This is a genomic window from Deltaproteobacteria bacterium (assembly GCA_016709225.1).
Taxonomy (GTDB): domain Bacteria; phylum Myxococcota_A; class Polyangia; order Nannocystales; family Nannocystaceae; genus Xiheibacterium; species Xiheibacterium phototrophicum.
In genome coordinates this window covers 1-18305 of record JADJEE010000001.1, presented here as the reverse complement: position 1 = coordinate 18305, position 18305 = coordinate 1, and the positions used below count along the sequence as shown (strand labels likewise).

Here is an 18305-nt window from a genome sequence, read left to right as displayed (position 1 = left end):
CGCGGGGTGATCCGCAGGCATCGTGATCGTCGAGCTGTGCCAGCGCACCATCGCACCGTCTAGCCCTGCCATGCATTGCCGCGCCCCCTCGCCCACCCGCCTCGCCCTCACACTCGCATCGCTGGGGGCGTGTCTCACCGCGTGTCCGCAACCTGTCGATCCCGGGCTCACGCCCGGTGGCGAGTTCGAACGCGACCCCACCTGCACGTTGACCGGCACGCTCACGATCGAGATCGGTGAGGGCTCCGGCGGCTTCACACCGCTGGCGGCGAACGCCAGCCCGGAGGTCCACTACGGCTCGCAGGGCGCACAGCACATCTTCGTCGGTGTGCGCGTGTCGGGACTCGCGCTCGATCGCTACGACACGTTGCGCACCTTGCTCACGTGGTACCCGGCGTCGGAGTGCCCGACCCTGGGCGAGCCCTGCCAGGGCGAGTACTACGGCTACAACGAGTGGGTGCTCGGCGACGTCGCGCCGCTCGAGATCGTCGACGACGACACCATCGAGCAGGGCGATCTACGGCTGGTGCTCGAGGGCGGGGGCGACATCATCGTGCAGGCCGAAGTCGAAGATCCCTGCGGTCGACGCGGCCTCGCGCAGCTGCCGATGTCGCAGTGAGCCACGGCCGCGAGGCCCCCCTTGCCGTCAGCGACGACGCGCGAGCGCGGCCGCGGCCGGCCGCACCAGCACACGCTGCCGCTGCGCCCAACGTGGCCGCGTCGACGGCCGACCGTGCACCGCCGGATGGGGCAGCTGCAGCTTGCGCGCGGCCATCTCCCGCGCGCGCGGCGAGGCCATGATGCCGAGGTCGTCCAGGATCGCGGTCGCGACCAGCAGTCCGGTCTCGGCGGCGCCCTCCATGAAGCCCTGGAACTCGAGCGAGGTGTGCTCGCCGCAGAAGTGCACGTTGCCCTCGCGCGCGCCTTCGAGCCCGTAGAACGCCCACTGCCCCGGGCGGTAGCAGGCGTAGCTGCCGAGGGTGTGCGGGTGCGTGGGCCAGTGCATGCGCACCGCGGACGACGGGACGTAGGCGGCCGCCGAGCCGGGGAAGATGGTCTCGAGATCGTCGAGTGCGACCTCGACGAACCACTCCTCGGCGGTACCACCACCGCTGGCGACGCCCTGATCGCCGCCGAGGAAGTTGGTGGCGATCGCCGAGCTGCCCGCCTGGCCCACCGAGGTGTCCCAGAACTGCTGCGCGGCGAGATCGGTCGTCACGCTGCCCGACGCGCTGTGCTGCGTCCGCCACACCCGCTCGGTGAAGCCACCCATCACCTTCGCATTGGTGCCGTAGCCGAGCTCGTCGATGATGGTGCGCTTGTCCGCCGAGAGCGTGAGGCCGCCGAGATCGACCTCGCGCAGCTTCGTGAACGGCAGCGCGAACACCACGTGTTCGCACTCGACGGACTCGCCGTCGGCGAAACCGAGCACGAAGCCGCCGCCGTCGCGATCCGCCGCCGTGGTCAGCACCTTGCCGGTCACGACGTGGCCCTCGAGCGCGGCCGCCAGCGCGGTGGTGAAGGTGTCGTTGCCGAGGTGGGTGTGGAAGCGCTCGTCGGAGATGCCGAAGATGTGGAACTCGTCGGGCGTGTCGGAGCCGATGAGATAGATGAGGTTCAGCGCCGACTGCTCGTCGTTCTCGAGCCCGTACTCGCCGCGGTAGGCCGACGCGAGGATCGCGTGCAGCTCGGGGTAGTCCGCCGCCGGTACGACGTCGTCGAGCCACTGCGACAACGGCGTGTTGTCGAGCATGTCATAGGCCGCGTCGTCCTCGTCCGCCATCGTGACCTGGTCGGCGATGGTCGCCGCGACCTCGGAGAACTGCGCGACCACGGTTGCGTCGGGCACCGCGACGCCACCCACGTACCAGGTGTCGCGCAGCGTCGTCACGTCGAAGCTGTCCTCGCGATCGTCGAGCTCGATGGCGAATTCATCGGCGAGGTCGAACAGCGTCTGGTGCACGCTGTCGATGAACTCGCCGCCCAGCTCGGCCACCTGTTCGTCGGCGAACATGCCCCGTGCGGTGAACATGCGCCCGCCGGTGCGATCGCTGGCCTCGTAGACGGTCGCGTCGACGCCGACCTCGCGCAGGCGATGGGCGCAGTGCAGGCCCGCCATGCCGCCGCCGATGATCGCGACGCGCACCGGCGTGTCACCGCCCGAGCTGCTGTCGGCGCCGCCGCTGCTGCTGCTGCCCTCGGCGCCGCCGCTGCTCCCGCTGCCGCTGCCGGTCGCGCTGCCGCTGCCACCACTCGAGCCCGCGCTGCCACTGCTGCCGCCGCCGTCGTTGCCGTCGCCGTCGCCGCAGCCCGCCACCGCGGCGGCGGCGGCACCCAGGATCACGCGCTGCGTGAACGCGCGGCGCGAGTGCGTGCGAACGAACGCAGAGATCGCCTGGGGATCGGCGCATCCCGCTGCGCGAGCCTCGTGGGTGAGCTGGGCGAGTCGACGTAGACGTGCGAACAGACGCGTACGAGCCATGGGTACGTGATTTCTAACATGGTCCCCGGTGCGCTTGCGCGGCGGCGGCATTTGGCGGCAGCGTGGGGGCGCCGTTGCCCCTCCATCTGCACCGCAGCAATCGCGTCGACGTGCTCGCGCACGCGCTCGGCGACGTGCTGGAGGCCGCCCCGCTGCCGCCACTCGTCGGTGAGCTCGTGCTCGTGCACGGGCGCCCGATCGCGAGCTGGCTGTCGATGCGGCTGGCCCAGCGCTTCGGCATCTGGGCCCACGCCAGCTTCCCGTTCCCACGCCGCTTCGTGCTGCAGGTGATGCGGGCGGTGCTCGGTGAGGCCGCCGACGCCCTCGCGCTCGACGATGCGGCTAGCTTGCAGTGGCTGCTGCTCCCCGCGCTCGACCGCCGGCTCGACGACCCCGGCTTCGTCGAGCTGCGTCGCTACTGCCGCGATGACCCCACCGGCATCGCGCGCTTCCAGCTCGCGGCCCGCACCGCTGCACTGTTCGAGTCGTACCTCGTACACCGACCGGCGATGATGCTGGGCTGGGAGCAGGGCGACGACGACCAGTGGCAGGCGCAGCTGTGGCGCGACGTGGTTGCCCGCCGCGGCCCGCAGCACTTCGCGCGCCTGCACCAGGCGTGCGTCGAGGCGCTGCACCGCGGCGAGGGTCCGATCGCGGGCCTACCACCGCGGGTGAACCTGTTCGGCGTCGCCAGCATGCCGCCGTCGCACCTCACGTTGGTGACGGCGTTGGCCCGGCGCATCGACGTGCACCTGTTCGTGCCGTCGCCGTCGCGCGCGTGGTGGGCCGAGCTACGCTCCCACCGTCGGGCGGTGCGGGCCCGCGACCCCGCCGCGGTGTTGGCCAGCGACGAGGGCCACCCGCTGTTGGCGTCGCTCGGCACGCTGGGCCGCGAGTTCCAGGGCCTGCTCGAGGACACCGGCGACTACCGCGAGCCGCGCGAGCTCTACGTCGAGCCCGACGCGCCCGAGCGGGCACTCGGGGTCCTGCAGGGCGACATCTTGGATCTGCGCGTGCGCGGCGAGGGCACCTCGCTGCCGGCGATGCCGCTGGCGGACGACGACGACTCGATCGCGGTGTTCTCGTGCCACTCGCGCCTGCGCGAGGTCGAGGTGCTGCACGATCGTCTGCACGCGCTACTCGCCGCCGATCCCTCGCTGCAGCCGCGCGACATCGTCGTCTACCTGACCGACGTCGACGCATACGCGCCGCTGGTCGAGGCGGTGTTCGAGCGCGAGCGCGACGACCCCACCGCGATCCCCTGCTCGATCGCCGATCGGTCGCCGCGCGCGGAGAGCCCCACGCTCGAGGCGTGGCTACGGCTGCTGGCGCTGGTCGAAGGCCGCATGAGCGCCAGCGACGTGCTCGATCTGCTGGTGCTGGAGCCGGTCGCGCTGCGTTTCGGCTTCACCCCCGACGAGCTCGACACCATCGCGGAATGGGTCGCCAACGCTGGCATCCGCTGGGGCATCGACGCCGCGCACCGTCGCAGCCACGGCCAGCCCGGCCGCGAAGAGACCACGTGGGCGTTCGGCCTGCGGCGCATGCTGCTCGGCTACGCCATGCCAGGACACCAGCGCGACATGTTCGCGGGCGTGCTGCCGTTCGATGACATCGAGGGCTCGCGGGCCGAGCTGCTCGGTCGCCTGTGCGCCGCGATGGACACGCTCTTTCGCCTGGTGTCGGCGCTCGCAGCCCCGCGGTGCATCGCCGACTGGCGCATCGCGCTGGACGGCTCGCTGTCCGACGTGCTGGCACCGCGACCGACGGCGCAGTGGGAGCTCGACGATCTTCGCGCGGCGATCGCCGCGGTCGACGACAGCGCCGCGCGGGCCGAGTACGACGGCGGCGTGCCGCTGGCGGTCATGCGCGACGCCGTGTTGGCCGCGATCGACGGCGCCAACGCGGGCGGAGGTCTGCGGGCTGGGCGCGCCAGCGGCGTGTGCTTCTGCGCGCTGGCGCCGATGCGGGTCATGCCGGCCGAGGTCGTGTGCGTGCTGGGGCTCTCCGACGGCGCGTTCCCCCGCGGTAGCGGTGGCGTCGACTTCGACCTCATGCGCCGCGCACCCGCGCCCGGCGACCGTCACCTGCGCGACGACGATCGCTACGCGTTCCTCGAGGCGTTGATGGCCGCGCGCCGGCGGCTGCTGCTCGGCTACGTCGGCCAGAGCAGCCAGGACGATCGCGATCTCCCGCCCTCGGTGGTGCTGGCCGAGCTCCTCGATCTGTTGGGCGCGACGATGGTGGTGCCGGGCACCGAAGCACTCGGTCCGGTCGCCCGCGCGGCCGCGCTGCGCCGGCGCGTGGTGGTGCGGCAGCCGATGCAACCCTTCAGCCCGCGGAACTTCGGTGGCGACGACGATCCGCGGCTGTTCTCGTTCGAGGCGTCGTGGTGCGCCGGCGCCAACGCCCTGCAGCAGGGCCGACCGGCGGCGACCCCCGGGCTGTTCGCGCGCCCGCTGTCGCCGTGGCCCGACGACGAGCCGGTGCAGCTCGAGCGGCTGGTGCGGATGTTCCAGGCGCCGCAGCACGAGCTGCTGAAGCGGCGGCTGCAGGTCAACCTCCGCGAGTGGGAGCGCGAGCGCAGCGATCGCGAGCCGATGGAGCTCGACGGTCTGAACCGCTGGCGACTCGGTGGTCAGCTGCTCGGGCAACGGCTCGAGGGCCTCACGCGCGCGCAGTCCCATGCGCTGCTGGCCAGCTCGGGCGCGCTGCCGCTGGGCGCGGTCGGAGACGCCGAGCTCGATGCGCTGCTGCTGGAGGTCGATCCGATCGCGGCCGTGGCCCGCGAGGCCTGCGGCGGCGACGTGCACGCGCCGGTGGTCGAGGTCGATCTCACGATCGGCGCTCGGCGCCTGCTCGGTCACCTGCGCGACCGCCACAGCCACGGCCTGGTGGTGTCGCAGTACTCGCGACCGGCCGCGAAGCACATCGTCGCGCTGTGGATCCACCACCTGGTCGCGTGCGCGCTGGCGCCGGGCGAGCCGGTCGCGAGCGTGTTGTTCGGCCGCGACGAGAAGGACGGCGGCGTGGTCGAGGTGCGGTTCGAGACCGAGCCGGCGCCGCTGCCCCTGCTGGCGAACCTCATCGAGCGCTGGAGCATCGGCATGCGCGAGCCGCTGCTGTTCTTCCCGCGGGCCTCGCTGGCCTTCTGCGAACGCTTCGCCGAGGCGCCCGAGACCTCGTTCGCGCCGGCCATGACAGCCGCCCGCAACAGCTACCGCAGCCGCAACGGCGAGGGCGAAGACGAGGCCGTGCGTCGCATCTTCGGCGACGCCGATCCACTGGCGCCGGGCTTCACGCTGTTCGACGCGCCCATGAGCGGCGGCGACTTCGTGACCCTCGCGATCGAGCTGTGCGCCCCCCTGGTGAGTCGCCGACGATGACCGACGCCCTCGATCCGCTCACGCTGCCGTTGTCGGGCACCAGCCTCATCGAGGCCAGTGCCGGCACCGGCAAGACCCACGCGATCGCGACGCTGTTCCTGCGGCTGCTGCTCGAGCGCGAGCTCGCGGTCGACGAGATCCTCGTGGTCACGTTCACCGAGGCCGCCGCCGCCGAGCTCCGCGACCGCATCCGTGCGCGCCTGCGCTCGGCGCTGGCCGAGCTGGCGGCGCCGGGCGAGGCCGACGCCGACGTGCAGCGCCTGTTGGCGCAGCGTCGCGCCGCTGGACACGACGACCGCGCGCGCCTGACCGCGGCCCTGCGGGCGTTCGACCTCGCGAGCATCTCGACGATCCACGGCTTCTGCCAGGGCGTGCTACAGCGGCAGGCGTTCGAGACCGGCGTCGCGCTGTCGACCGAGCTGTTGGTCGACGACCGCGCGGTCGTCGAGACGGTGGTGCGCGACTACTGGGCGCGCGCGCTGTACGATGCCGACCCTCGCTTTGCCGCCGCGGTGCAGGACGCCGGGCTGTATCCGCCCAAGCTCATGCGGCTGGCGCGACAGGTCGCGGCCCACCCCGATCTCGAGCTGTTCCCCGCCACCAGCCCTCCGTCCAATCCGCCGGCACCCGACGAGTACGTCGCGGCCTATCGCGAGGCGCGGGCCATCTGGACCCGGGAGTCCGCGCAGGTGCAGGAGCTGCTGCGCAGCAGCGCCAACCTGCTCAAGAGCTTCGACATCGCGCAGCTGCCCGCGCGCGCCAAGCTCATGGACGCCTTCTTGCGCGACCCGAACCCCGGCGCGCAGCTCCAACTCGAGCTGCTCGACGCCTTCTGCAGCGGCTCGCTGCTCGAGAAGACCCGTGCGGCGGCACGGCGTGCCGGGCTCACGCCCAAGCACGCCTTCTTCGACGCCTGTCAGCTGCTGCGCGACGCGAGCGCCCCGCTGCGGCGGCACCAGGTCGCGAAGCTGGTCGACTTCAAGCTGCAGCTGGCCGCCTACGTGCGACGCGAGCTGCCCAAGCGCAAGCGCGCCGCGGCGGTGCAGGCGTTCGACGATCTCCTGCTGCAACTCGACGCCGCCCTGCGCGGCCGCGGTGGCAAACAGCTCGCCGAGCGCATCCGGGCCCGCTTTCGCGCCGCGCTGATCGACGAGTTCCAGGACACCGATCCGCTGCAGTACCGCATCTTCAAGACCGTGTTCGGCCACCGCGGCGGCTCGCTGCTGCTGATCGGCGATCCCAAGCAGGCCATCTACGCGTTCCGCGGCGCCGACGTCTACGCGTATCTCGACGCCGCGCGCAGCATCGGTGGACGACGCGTGACGATGCGGCACAACTGGCGCTCGGATCCACCGCTGCTGGCTGCGATCGCGCGATTGTTCGACGTCGAGCGCCCGTTCGCGCTCGACGAGATCGAGATGCCCGAGATCCTGCCCCGCCCCGGCGCCCACGCGCGGCTGCTGCAGGACGGCCGAACGATGCCGGCCATGACGATCGACCTGCTGCGGCGCGACGGCGCCGACCTGCAACGCAACGCCGCCAAGCGCGAGTGGGCCGACCAGGTGATCCCCAGCCACGTGGGCGACGCAATCGCGAGCTTGCTGAGCAGCGGCGCGACGCTCGACGACGGCGTCGCCAGCCGGCCGATCCACGCCGGCGACATCGCCGTGCTCACCCGCAAGAACGCGCAGGCACTCTCGGTGCAGAAGGCACTGCGCGAGCGCGGTATCCCGAGCGTGGTATACGGCGATTCGACGGTGTTCGAGAGCGACGAGGCCACCGAGCTCGCGCGAGTGCTGGCCTCGATCGCGGAGCCCAGCCACGCCGCGGCGCTGCGCAGTGCGCTCGCGACCGAGCTGCTGGGCAGCAGCGCCGACGAGCTGGTCGACATCGATCGCGACGAGGCGCTGTGGGAGCGGTGGGTCGAGCTCTTCCGCGACCTGCACGAGCTCTGGACCGGCCGCGGCTTCGTGCAGATGTTCCGCGCGCTGCTGGCCCGGACCGGCGCGCCCGCCCGCCTGCTGGCGCGCAGCGGCGGCGAGCGCAGCATGACGAACCTGCTGCACACCGCCGAGCTGCTGCACGCGGCCGCCAGCGAGCAGCACCTCGGCCCCGCCGGTGTGCTGCGGTGGTTCGACGAGCAGCGCAACGCCGGCAACAACAGCGTCGAGGCCTTCAAGCTTCGACTCGAGCGCGACGACCGGGCCGTACAGCTCATCACCGTGCACAGCAGCAAGGGCCTCGAGTACCCCATCGTGTACTGCCCGTTCGCGTGGGAGGCCGAGGACCTCTTCGGTGAAGAGAAAGAGGACACCATCTATCATGATCCCGAGCACGAGCTCGGCGCCGTGCTCGACGTGCGCCCCAGCAAGGACCCCGACAAGAAGACCGCGCTGGAGCTGGCCGGGCGTGAGCGCACCGCAGAGGCGCTACGTCTGCTCTACGTGGCGGTGACACGCGCGCGTCATCGCTGCGTGCTCACCTGGGTGCCGGGCACGCGCACGGCCCGCTCCCCGCTCTCGCAGCTGTTGTTTTCACCGCCGGCACCCGCCGCCCAGGTGGCGCCGAGCGTGATCCAGTCTCGCGTGGAGAACAGCAGCGACGACGAGCTCATCGCTGCGTTCGTGGCCCGTGGCGGCGGCGCCTGGTCGGTCGAAGCCAGCGCAGCCGTCCCCACCACCGGCCCAGCGGTTGCGAGCGCAGCGGCGCCAGAGCCCGACACGTCGGGACTGCGGGCCCAGCTGCCGCGCGCGAGCATCGACCGCCTGTGGCGCACCTCGAGTTTTTCGCACATGGCCTCGGCGCAGGCGATCGCCGCCCCATTGTTCGTCGAGCTCGCCCAGCGGCCGCGGGGTGTCGGCACGATCGCGCTCACGGCCCGCAGCGAGCAGGCCGACTTCGCCGATGCGCGCGCCCACGATGAAGCGCTGTCGCGCACCGCGACGTGGTCGAGCGATGACGAACTCGATCGCGCGCTGGCACCGGCGGCGCCCACCGTCACGCTGGCAGGCTTCCCCCGCGGCGTGCGGGCCGGCAACTTCTTCCACGACGTGCTCGAGCACCTCGACTTCGCCGCCGACGCGCCGACCACGGACGCATTGGTGCAGGGCCGGCTGCGCGAGCACGGCTTCGTCGACGACGGCGCGTGGGCCGAGGTCGTGGTCGCGGGCCTGCAGCAGGTGGTCGCGACCCCGCTGCTGGGGCCGGGGTCGTTCGCGCTGCGCGACGTGCCGCGGACGCAGCGGCTCGACGAGCTCGAGTTCCTGCTGCCGGTCGCCGACGCCGACAGCTCGCTGGGCCGCCGGGCACTGGCCGCGGTGTTCCGCGACCACCCCGAGGGTCTGCCGCCCGGCTATGCCGAGCGCGTCGCCGCGCTGGGCTTCTCGCCGCTGCGCGGCTTCCTGAAGGGCTTCATCGATCTCGTGTTCGAACACGACGGTCGCTGGTACGTGCTCGACTACAAGACCAATCACCTCGGCGATCACGCGGACGACTACGACACCGCACGCCTGGCCACGGTGATGGCCGACGATCACTACGTGCTGCAGTACCACCTCTACACGCTCGCGCTGGTGCGCATGCTCGCGCAGCGCCAGCCCGGCTTCGACTACGAGCGCGACTTCGGTGGCGTGATGTACCTGTTCCTGCGCGGCATGGCCCCGGGGCAAGACACCGGCATCTGGCGCGAGCGGCCGCCGGCGGCCCGCATCGCCGCGCTGTCGAACCTGCTGCAGCGCCCGGGGGCGGCATGACCGACGTGCTCGCAAAGCTCGCCGCAGCCGGCGTGTTCGCACCGCTCGACGTCGCCCTGGCGCGCACGCTCGGTGCGCTCGCACCCGGCAGCCCCCCCGCGGTGCTGCTCGGTGCCGCGTTCGCCTCGCGTGCGGTCGCGGCCGGACACGTGTGCGCCGATCTGCGGCGCGTGCTCGCGCGACCGCTGCAGGACGCCGATGGCGAGCCCATCGACGGCGTGCGACTGCCGACGCAGTTCGAGTGGGTGATGGCGCTCGGCGAGGCCACCAACGCGCCCGGCAGCCTCATCGGTGACGGGCGCACGCACACGCCGCTGGTGTTCGACGGCGAGGCAAGGCTCTACCTGCGCCGCTACTTCGCGTACCAGAGCCTGGTCGCCGACGCGCTGCGACGCCGGGCCGCGCACACGCAGGTGCCGAGTCAGCCGCTCGCACCGCTGCTCGCGCGACTGTTCGCCGAGCGGCCCGACTTCCGCCCCGACGGGCGCCAGCGCGAGGCCGCCGCGGTTGCGGCGCTGCGCGACTTCATGGTCCTGAGCGGCGGGCCGGGCACCGGCAAGACCACCACCTTGGTGCGCATGCTCGCGGCGTTGCAGACCCTTGCGCTGCGCGGCGGGGGCTCGCCGCTGCGCATGGCCCTGGCGGCGCCGACCGGCAAGGCCGCGGCCCGCATGATCGAGACCATCACCGCCCAGCTCGCGCAGCTCGACTGCGACGACGACGTGCGCGCCGCGATGCCGCGCACTGCGACGACGATCCATCGCCTGCTCGGCTTCCGACCCGGCTCGCGCACACGCTTCCTCCACGACGCTGCCCTGCCGCTGGCGGCGGACGTCGTGCTGGTCGACGAGGCGTCGATGATCGATTTGGCGTTGCTCGCCAAGCTGATCGACGCGGTGCCGCCCGGCGCCAAGCTCATCCTCGTCGGCGACAAGCACCAGCTCGCCAGCGTCGAGGCCGGTGCGATCCTCGGCGACATCTGCGATGCCGGCGGCCGCGAGGGTGGCGACCGCTCGCCAGCGTTTGCCGAGTTGCTCGCGCGCGAGGCCGGCATCTCTGCTTCGGTCGCCGCCGCCGCGCCACCGATCGCCGATTGCTTGGTCGAGCTCGTGCACAGCCATCGATTCGACGACGGACGCGGCATCGGCGGCTTCGCGTCGGCGGTCAAACGTGGCCGCGTCGACGCGGCGCTCGAGGTCTTGCGCGCCGGCACCGACGAGCTGTCGCTGGTCGCCGTCGACGACCCGGCGCGCCTGCCCGGCGTGCTGCGGCAGCTCGTGGTGGCGGGCTACGACGACTACCTGCGCGCGCGCGAACCCGAGGCGCGGCTCGCCGCGCTGACGCGCTTCCGGCTGTTGTGCGCCCACCGCCGCGGGGCGTTCGGCGTCGAGCGCATCAATCCGTTGATCGAGCGCTTGCTGGCGCAGTCGGGCCGACTCGCGATCGACGGCCCCTGGTACGACGGTCGACCGATCATGATCACTGCGAACGACTACCAGCTGCAGCTGTGGAACGGCGACGTCGGCGTGGTCGCGGCGGATCGCAGCGGCCACCTGCGCGCGTACTTCCCCACCGAGGACGGCCTGCGCGCGCTGCCGCCGTCGCGGCTGCCCGCAGCCGAGACCGTCTTCGCGATGACGGTGCACAAGAGTCAGGGTTCCGAGTTCGACGAGGTCGCGCTGCTGCTGCCGGGCTCGGGCTCGGCGCTGGTGACCCGCGAGCTGCTCTACACCGGGGTCACGCGCGCGCGCAGCCGCGTGGTCGTGCTGGGCACGCCGCAGGTCGTCGCCGAGGCGATCGGCCGCCGCGTCGAGCGGGCCTCGGGCCTGCGCGACGCGCTGTGGCGCGACCGCTGAAGCGAGCAACCGGCTACGATGGGCGCCGATGACCGACGGCTCGACGTCTCGCGTCCGAGTCTATCTCGGCTGCTCGCTCGACGGCTGTGTGGCCGGCCCGGAGCACGACCTCTCGTTCCTCGAAGAGTTCACCCCACCGGCCGAGGCGCCCGAGGGTGGGCTCGGCTTCGCGGCCTTCATCGCGCAGGTCGGCGCGCTGCTGATGGGGCGCCGCACGTATCAAGTCCTGCTCGACTACGATGCTTGGCACTACGGTGAGCTGCCGGTGTTCGTGGCGACGCACCACGAGCTGCCGCCGGCGCCCCGAGGCGGACGCGCCTACGCTGTGAGCGGGCCGATCGACGCACTCGTCGCCCGAGCGAAGGCCGCCGCCGGTGGCAAGGACGTGTGTCTCGATGGCGGCGACCTCGTGCGGCAGGGCCTCGATGCCGGGCTCGTCGACGAGCTGTGCCTGACCCTCCTGCCCGTGATCCTCGGTCGCGGCATCCGTCTCTGGGAGGGCCTGCAGGCGCGCAACGATCTGCACTTCGATCCGCCCACGATGCACCAGGGGGCGATGGTGCAGGTCACTGCGCGGGTCGTGCGACCCCACGCGCGCGCGCAACGACCACGGTGATCGCTCCGCGGCGGCCCGCTGCGCCAGCGCCGGTCAGTCGTCGGCGGCCTCGAGCGCGGCGAGCTCGAGCTCGAACAGCGCCGTGTGATCCTGCGGTCGCGCGGGATCGTAGAAGACCACCAACGCGGGGCGATCGGGCAAGGCGCCCACCACCAGCGCGTCGTAGGTGCTCACCGAGCCCGAGTAGGACTGCCCGTCGACGTCGTACACGTAGCGGATGTTGTGATAGCCGCTGCCGCCCTCCGCGCTCATGATGCGCCCGCGCGTGGTGTGGCCGCCGACGTAGAGCTCGCGCGCTCGCGCGCGCTGCTTCCGCGCCACCACGACCCCGAGTGACACCCCGATCACCAGCAACGCCGCCGCGAGCACGAAGTTGCCGGTCGCGACCGCCACCACCAGCGCGAGCGATACCCCCGCAATACCCAGCGTGGGGCCACGCCAGCCGAACACGCGCGTACCCGAGAGCTTGGCGCTCACCGCCGGGCTCATCGTTCGTGGGCCGTCGGTGAGCCTGGGCGCAGTGCGATCGCGGCCGCGGCGTGCGATCGCGGTCATTTCGGGCGACAACGCGGCCAGCACGTCCTTGGCGGTGGCGAAGCGCCTGCCGGGATCGGGCTCGAGCATGCGCGCCAACACCTTCGCGAAGGGAGCGTCGATGCCGGTGCGATCGCGGAACGACAGCCGCAGATCATCGCCGATGAGCTCCGATGGGTGCGCATGCGTGAGCGCGTGCACCATCGTTGCGGCGAGCGCGAAGAGATCGGAGCGGGCATCGGCGCGCCCCATCGCTTGCTCGGGCGGCATGTAGCCGGCGGTGCCGACCACGGTCATGCCGCCGTCGGCCTGTCGGCCGGCGAGGTCTCGCACCGCACCGAAGTCGACCAGCATCGCGTGGCCGTCGGGGCCGATGACGATGTTGCCGGGCTTGATGTCGCGGTGGATGACCCGCGGTGACAACGAGTGCAGGTACGCCAGCGTCTGCAGCAGCCCGACGAGCAGCGCGCGTGCGTCGGGCTCGGTCCAACGATCGCCGCGCTCGATGCGGGCGGCCAGGGTCTCGCCGGGCGCGCGTTCGTACACGATGCACGCGTCGCCGCCTTCGAGCTCGAACGCGTCGACGAAGCGCGGGATGCCGGGGTGATCGAGCGCGCGCAGGACCCGAGCCTCACGCTCGAACTGCTCGAAGCGCTTCCAGTCCGGCTGCCCACGCAGCGCCAGGCGTTTGACCACGACCGCGCGTCCGCTCGCGCGCTCCGTGGCCGCCCACGTCACACCGAACGCGCCTTGGCCCAGACGCTCGTGCAGCTCGAAGCGCTCGATGAGCAGCTCGGCGTGGGGCTCGCTCGCGTTGGGCTCGTGCTCGGGCATGGCGCCTGGGCGTAGCGATGGCACCACGGTGCGGTGCCCTTGTCACGCGTCCGCGGCCACGCTGTGCTAGACCTCGGATCGCGGTCGCGACACCGCCTTCGTCCATGCGCTCCAAGCTCCCGCTCGCCGTGCTCGCCTTCGCCGTGCTCGAGCTGTGGTTGCTGGTCGTGCTCGGCCGCGCGATCGGGGGCGGCGCGGTGTTCCTGCTCGTGCTCGCGGGTGGCATCACGGGCCTGTCGCTCGCGCGCCGCCACGGCCGCGCCGCGCTGCAGGCATTCCAGCAGGGCGCCGTCGACGGCAACGTGCCCGCGGCGGTGCTGGCCGACCGCGCGATGTTGGTGGTCGCCGGCGTGGCGTTCATGATCCCGGGGGTGCTGAGCGACCTGCTCGCGCTGGGCCTGCTGCTGCCACCGGTGCGCCAGCGCATCGCGGGGCGCCTGCACGCCGGCATCGAGGCCAAGATCCGTCAGCGCGGCGTCGACCTCGTGCGCGGCGCGGCCCGGCGCGACCTCGGCGATCGCAGCGCGGTGATCGATGTCGATCCCGCCGACGTGCGCGAGCACGACGACTGAGCTGCGCTCGGGGCCACGCGGTGCAGCACCGGCGGCAGTGCATCGGCCCGCGTCGGCTCTCGCATCGCGGCGGCGGCGATGCGACGCACCTCGGTCGCCAGCTCGACCGGTGCGATCGACTCGATGCCGTCGGCGACCGAGACCAGACGTCGCGCGAGCTCTCGGCAGCTGCGATAGGCGACCCGTCGCAGCAGTCGCTGCCCGGGGATCAGCCACTGGTCGTGCTGCTCGGGGTGCCACTGCACCCGCGCCACCCAACGGGCGAGCGGGCCCTGCATCACGATCACGGCGGTCGCCGGGCGATCGACGTCGATGCCGAAGGCGGGCGGCACGTCGCCCCAGCGCGCGTCGTTGCCCGGCAGCGGCTTCGACGGCGGCTCGGACATCGGCTGCACCTCGTCGATCTGCGCCACGCGGAAGGTCCGTGCACCACCGCCGTCGCGTCGCCACGCGCGCAGGTACGCCGCGCCGTCGTGGATCCGCACCGCCCACGGCTCGAGCTCGTACCAACGCTCGCCCGCGTCGGGCTCGCGCCAGGGCGAGTCGTAGCGCACGCGCACGCAGGCGCGACCGCAGGCCAGCAACAACGCGCGCAGCACCCCTGGCTTGGTCGTGGTGCCGAGCGACAGCGTCGACGAGAGCAGACCAGTGCGCGGGATCTCGGTCCTCGACACGCCCGAGCTCGCGCACGCGCGCTGATCGAGCTCGGCGGCGAGTCGCTGGATGCGATCGACCAGGTCGGGGTCGGCGAACGACTCCACCAGCGCCTTCGCCAGCAGCGCCGCGACCACGTCGTCCGCCTGCGGAGCCGCGAGCGACAGCGAGAAGGGTCGCGACAGTCGCCACCGCGGCTCGGGTCCGAAGCGCTCGATCGGTGCCCCCGCCTCCTCGCGGAGCTGCTTCAGCGCGCGCTGCATCGACGGCGACGACGTGCGGCCGATCGCAGCGACGAGCTCGACCTTGGTGAGCCCGTGCTCACCGGCGCGGGCGAGGTGCTCGAGCACGAGCGGCTGCAGCTGCGCGACCGACAGGCCGCGGGTCGTGGGCGCCGGGGCGCTCGCGACTTCCGAGCGCACGCGCGGTGTCTTCGGGGCACGGGCCATGGCCACGATAGTTTCGACACGGGCTGACGGAGCGGTCAACACGTGCGCAGATGAGCGCGTGCGGCGATGTGGGCATCGCGACTCATGTCAGCAGATCACGGCGCCGGGCAGATCGGGCAGCGTCGGTGCACCGAGCATGCGCAGGCCGGGCAAGCGCGCACGCGTCGTGGCGCCGACCGGCCCGCAGTCGACCAGCACGACGCTATCGACCCGCGCGTCGATGACCTCGAGCACGCGACGTTCGAGCTCGGCCTGGGTGGTCGCGTCGAGTCGACAGACGAACACGCTGTACTGCAAGGGCTCGCCGAAGTCCCGGACCACGCGATGCACGCGGCGCAGGCGGCGGGCCTCGCGGACGTCGTAGCAGACGAGCAGATGACGACGGCCGCTCATCGGGTCCACATCGGCGTGTAGTGGCGGAGCTCGCCGGCGAAGACCTTGGCGAGGATGCGGACCTCGAGCTCCAGGAGACGGCGGTAGCTCATCCGGTAGCCGAACCGTGGATGGGTGGTCTGCTCGTCGCCGCGCCGTTCGTAGGCGCGGATCATCGCGCGACGGCCGGCGTCGCTCAGCTCCACACCGGCGAGCGAGCAGTGGAAGTCGTCGCGGACGATTCCCGCGGTCGCGATGAGCCGCAGGACTGCGGTGTCGACCCACGCGGCGCGCAGTGGTTCCATGAGATCGAGTGCGAGCGCGGGCCGGCCAGGGATCATGGTGTGGAAGACCCCGAGCATCGGGTCCAGGCCCACGCGGCCGCAGGCCGCGACTGCGTCGCGGACCAGCAGTGCGTAGCCGAAGCTGAGCATGGCGTTGATGCGATCCTGCGGCGGGCGTCGACTGCGGCCGCGCAGCTCGCCCCGCCAGGCGGCGGGGAGGATCGCCGGCAGGGCGCCGAAGTAGCACGCGGCGGCGTCGCCCTCGTGACCGCGGAGGCGGTCGACTTCGACCGCACGCGTCGCTGCAGCGAGCGCGTGCTGCATGCGGCCGAGGGCCTCGGCGACCGCGCCCTGAGCGTCGCGCCGCGCGTCCGCGACCTGGGGGTCGGGCCCGCCGGCCCAGTGCGGGAGGTCGCCGCCGAGCACCGCGTCGGAGATCACGGCGAGCCCCCGTCGGTGTCGCCGCAGCACCGTCCGCTGGTTGCGGATCTTGGCGACGACGAGCGCGCGGGCGATCTCGAGGCACGCCTGCGGATCGTCGACCACGCGGAACTGCGCGCGGCGCAGTCCGACGTTGCGCGTGAGCAGTGGCGCGGTGGTCCCGAGCAAGCGCCCCGCACCGGTGTGGTGGGAGATCGCGACGCCTTGGCGCAGCAGGTGCTGCACACAGGGCTGGGTGACATGCACGGGCCCGAAGAGCGCGAGATGGGCGACCTCGGGCAGGACGAACCGCTCGATCCCACCGCGGCGGTCCTCGACCACGAGCGCGTCGCCGTCCTTGCGCACGGTGCTGCCGGGCGTGAGCACGTGGACGACGCTGCGGGGCTCGAGCCCGGTGACGATGCGACGCACGGGTGCGTTGGCGGGCACACCGATCGCCACGGCGAGCGCCTCGTGGTCTTCGAGGGTCTGCGGCGCAGTGTTGGTCGCGTCGGCATCGCCCGTGGCGGCGGGGGGCAACGCGGGGTCGCGGCTCGCGTCCGGCTGCGGCGGCGCGGCGCGTGCGGCCTGCTCGGCGAGCAGTGCGTTGTGCTCATCGGGGAGGCAGTCATCGTGCAGCGAGCATCCGGGGCACTTGGGGCTGTCGACCAGCGGCGCGGGGGCGTGCTCGCACAGCGCGACCGCACGGGCCTGGGCGATGACGGCATGGACGAAGCGCTCGAGGTGATCGCTCCACGCCACGACGACGCTCTCGTGACTGCCGCGATAGACCAGCCGCGCCTGGTCGCAGGGCAGACCGTGGTCGCGCAGCAGCGCCATGTAGAGCACCACCTGGGCGAGATCCGCCGGCCACGCGCGCACCGGCAGCTCGTACGGCCCCCACCGGTGCGCGTCGGTCCGGGGAGCGCGGCCGCGCTTGGCTTCGACGACGACGACGCTGCCATCGTGGACCTCGACGAGATCAATCTCGCCGCGGATCCCGAGCCGCTCCGAGACCAACGCGAGGCGCCGCGGCAGGAGAGCGAAGAGGTCGTCGATGGTGCTGGCCGCGGCGGGCTCGTCGTCGATGACACGCAGCCGCGAGCCTCGACGCTTGGCGCGCTCGTGCTGGCCCTTGCCCTCGATGGTGTCGGCCGAGTGCCGGAAGACGCCTTGCACGTGCTCGAGGTGGAAGAGCCGAGGGCAATAGACCAGCTCGTTGCACATGCGCACGGGGATGAGGTCGGCGTGTTCGTGGGCGCTGGCATTGATGATCGTCTCGGTCATGGGGCTGCTCCGTGGTCGGCGCGGGTCGGGCCGGTGTGGAGCAGGGATGACGTGCAGCGTGTCGTGGGGATGATCTGCGGCAGATCATCGAATCGCGAGCGTCTCGCGACGCGCGGCGTCAGGGCGGAGCACGATGCGAAACGCTGTCACTCGGGGCACCGGGCGTGGTCGGGGCATGCGCAGGGCCGCGGCACGACCACGCCGGAGCGGGACGAGGTCGCGATGATCTTCGGCGGATCATGGGGGCGGCGGTGATGCGCAGGACGCGGCCGCACGATGAGCGGGTGGGCACCACGAGCACGGTGAGAGGCGAACGCGGTCGAGAGAGCTGCTCGAGTTGGGCGGGCCGGGCGGGCCAAGGTGCGGCGCGAGTACGTCGGCCGCGACGCCCGAGCGCGGTGTCGTGTACCGTGCCCGGCTTTCGAGCGAGAGCCGCACGCTCATGGCCGCCGCGCGGGCCGGCGCGCGAGAACGCGACCGAACCGCGAGTCGCTGGTCGACGGCACGTGCACCTGCGGTGCGGTCGGGGCAGTGGCGGCCGGCGTGGATGTCCCCTCTCGAGGACGAGCCGACGCCCCCGCAGTGGTACCATGCCGACGCACGCAGGGCCGCGCGTGAGCGCCTCCGGCCCTTGCGTGCATTCCATCGCAGACCGCCCCGAACAGGGCCCTGCGACGCTGCCTGAGAACCTGCATGTCGAACACGCAACGCCCACCACTCGCGGGGTTCGACCTCCCGCGTGCACGGGTGGGTGGGAAGGCGAAGGATCCTGTAAGGTTGCGAGACGGCTCTCTCCGCGTCGATCAC

General features: G+C 72.4%; 11 protein-coding genes. 6 read left to right on the top strand and 5 right to left on the bottom strand.

What is annotated here, in order from left to right; all coding sequences use genetic code 11:
- The first annotated feature begins 70 nt into the window (after positions 1–70).
- Entirely contained in the window at positions 71–619 is a 549-nt protein-coding gene (locus IPH07_00055) for a hypothetical protein (GenBank protein ID MBK6915766.1), read from the top strand.
- 27 nt (positions 620–646) lie between these two features.
- Here IPH07_00055 and IPH07_00050 read toward each other — a convergent pair whose 3' ends face one another.
- Complete coding sequence (locus IPH07_00050) at positions 647–2482, bottom strand: FAD-dependent oxidoreductase (GenBank protein ID MBK6915765.1); 1836 nt, start codon at positions 2480–2482, stop codon at positions 647–649.
- A gap of 74 nt (positions 2483–2556) precedes the next feature.
- Between IPH07_00050 and recC the strand changes: the two genes are divergently transcribed.
- From recC to IPH07_00030, 4 genes are read left to right on the top strand one after another with little or no spacing between them, the layout of a single operon-like run.
- Complete coding sequence (recC, locus tag IPH07_00045) at positions 2557–5868, top strand: exodeoxyribonuclease V subunit gamma (GenBank protein ID MBK6915764.1); 3312 nt, start codon at positions 2557–2559, stop codon at positions 5866–5868.
- Complete coding sequence (recB, locus tag IPH07_00040; GenBank protein ID MBK6915763.1) at positions 5865–9620, top strand: exodeoxyribonuclease V subunit beta; 3756 nt, start codon at positions 5865–5867, stop codon at positions 9618–9620. The genes recC and recB overlap by 4 nt, the downstream gene beginning before the upstream one ends.
- On the top strand, positions 9617–11476 hold the full coding sequence (gene recD / locus IPH07_00035) for an exodeoxyribonuclease V subunit alpha (protein MBK6915762.1): 1860 nt from the start codon (positions 9617–9619) through the stop codon (positions 11474–11476). Before recB ends, recD begins: the two co-directional genes overlap by 4 nt.
- A 28-nt stretch (positions 11477–11504) precedes the next feature.
- The gene (locus IPH07_00030; protein MBK6915761.1) at positions 11505–12092 is read left to right on the top strand and encodes a dihydrofolate reductase family protein; all 588 of its coding nucleotides are present in this window, start codon (positions 11505–11507) and stop codon (positions 12090–12092) included.
- Between the two features lie 33 nt (positions 12093–12125).
- On the opposite strand, the gene IPH07_00025 is transcribed toward IPH07_00030, so the two are convergent.
- Positions 12126–13460, bottom strand: a complete 1335-nt coding sequence (locus IPH07_00025) for a serine/threonine protein kinase (GenBank protein MBK6915760.1) — start codon at positions 13458–13460, stop codon at positions 12126–12128.
- Between the two features lie 104 nt (positions 13461–13564).
- Here IPH07_00025 and IPH07_00020 point away from each other — a divergent pair, with 104 nt between their 5' ends.
- On the top strand, positions 13565–14032 hold the full coding sequence (locus tag IPH07_00020; protein ID MBK6915759.1) for an FxsA family protein: 468 nt from the start codon (positions 13565–13567) through the stop codon (positions 14030–14032).
- Here IPH07_00020 and IPH07_00015 read toward each other — a convergent pair.
- The 3 genes from IPH07_00015 to cas1 form a co-directional block, all read right to left on the bottom strand.
- Complete coding sequence (locus tag IPH07_00015; GenBank protein MBK6915758.1) at positions 13927–15108, bottom strand: WYL domain-containing protein; 1182 nt, start codon at positions 15106–15108, stop codon at positions 13927–13929. The genes IPH07_00020 and IPH07_00015 overlap by 106 nt on opposite strands.
- A gap of 114 nt (positions 15109–15222) precedes the next feature.
- Positions 15223–15528 (bottom strand): CRISPR-associated endonuclease Cas2, encoded by a 306-nt coding sequence (gene cas2 / locus IPH07_00010; GenBank protein ID MBK6915757.1) that lies wholly within the window; start codon positions 15526–15528, stop codon positions 15223–15225.
- Positions 15525–17498 carry a CRISPR-associated endonuclease Cas1 gene (gene cas1, locus IPH07_00005; protein MBK6915756.1) on the bottom strand — a complete coding sequence of 658 codons (1974 nt, stop codon included), beginning with the start codon at positions 17496–17498 and terminating at the stop codon, positions 15525–15527. Before cas1 ends, cas2 begins: the two co-directional genes overlap by 4 nt.
- Positions 17499–18305 lie beyond the last annotated feature (807 nt).

Excerpts from the sequence above, each read along its gene's own strand:
- IPH07_00050 (MBK6915765.1), bottom strand. The coding sequence starts at position 2,482 with ATGGCTCGTACGCGTCTGTTCGCACGTCTACGTCGACTCGCCCAGCTC.
- IPH07_00030 (MBK6915761.1), top strand. The coding sequence starts at position 11,505 with ATGACCGACGGCTCGACGTCTCGCGTCCGAGTCTATCTCGGCTGCTCG.
- recD (MBK6915762.1), top strand. The coding sequence starts at position 9,617 with ATGACCGACGTGCTCGCAAAGCTCGCCGCAGCCGGCGTGTTCGCACCG.
- cas2 (MBK6915757.1), bottom strand. The coding sequence starts at position 15,528 with ATGAGCGGCCGTCGTCATCTGCTCGTCTGCTACGACGTCCGCGAGGCC.
- cas1 (MBK6915756.1), bottom strand. The coding sequence starts at position 17,498 with ATGACCGAGACGATCATCAATGCCAGCGCCCACGAACACGCCGACCTC.
- IPH07_00025 (MBK6915760.1), bottom strand. The coding sequence starts at position 13,460 with ATGCCCGAGCACGAGCCCAACGCGAGCGAGCCCCACGCCGAGCTGCTC.
- recB (MBK6915763.1), top strand. The coding sequence starts at position 5,865 with ATGACCGACGCCCTCGATCCGCTCACGCTGCCGTTGTCGGGCACCAGC.
- IPH07_00020 (MBK6915759.1), top strand. The coding sequence starts at position 13,565 with ATGCGCTCCAAGCTCCCGCTCGCCGTGCTCGCCTTCGCCGTGCTCGAG.
- IPH07_00055 (MBK6915766.1), top strand. The coding sequence starts at position 71 with ATGCATTGCCGCGCCCCCTCGCCCACCCGCCTCGCCCTCACACTCGCA.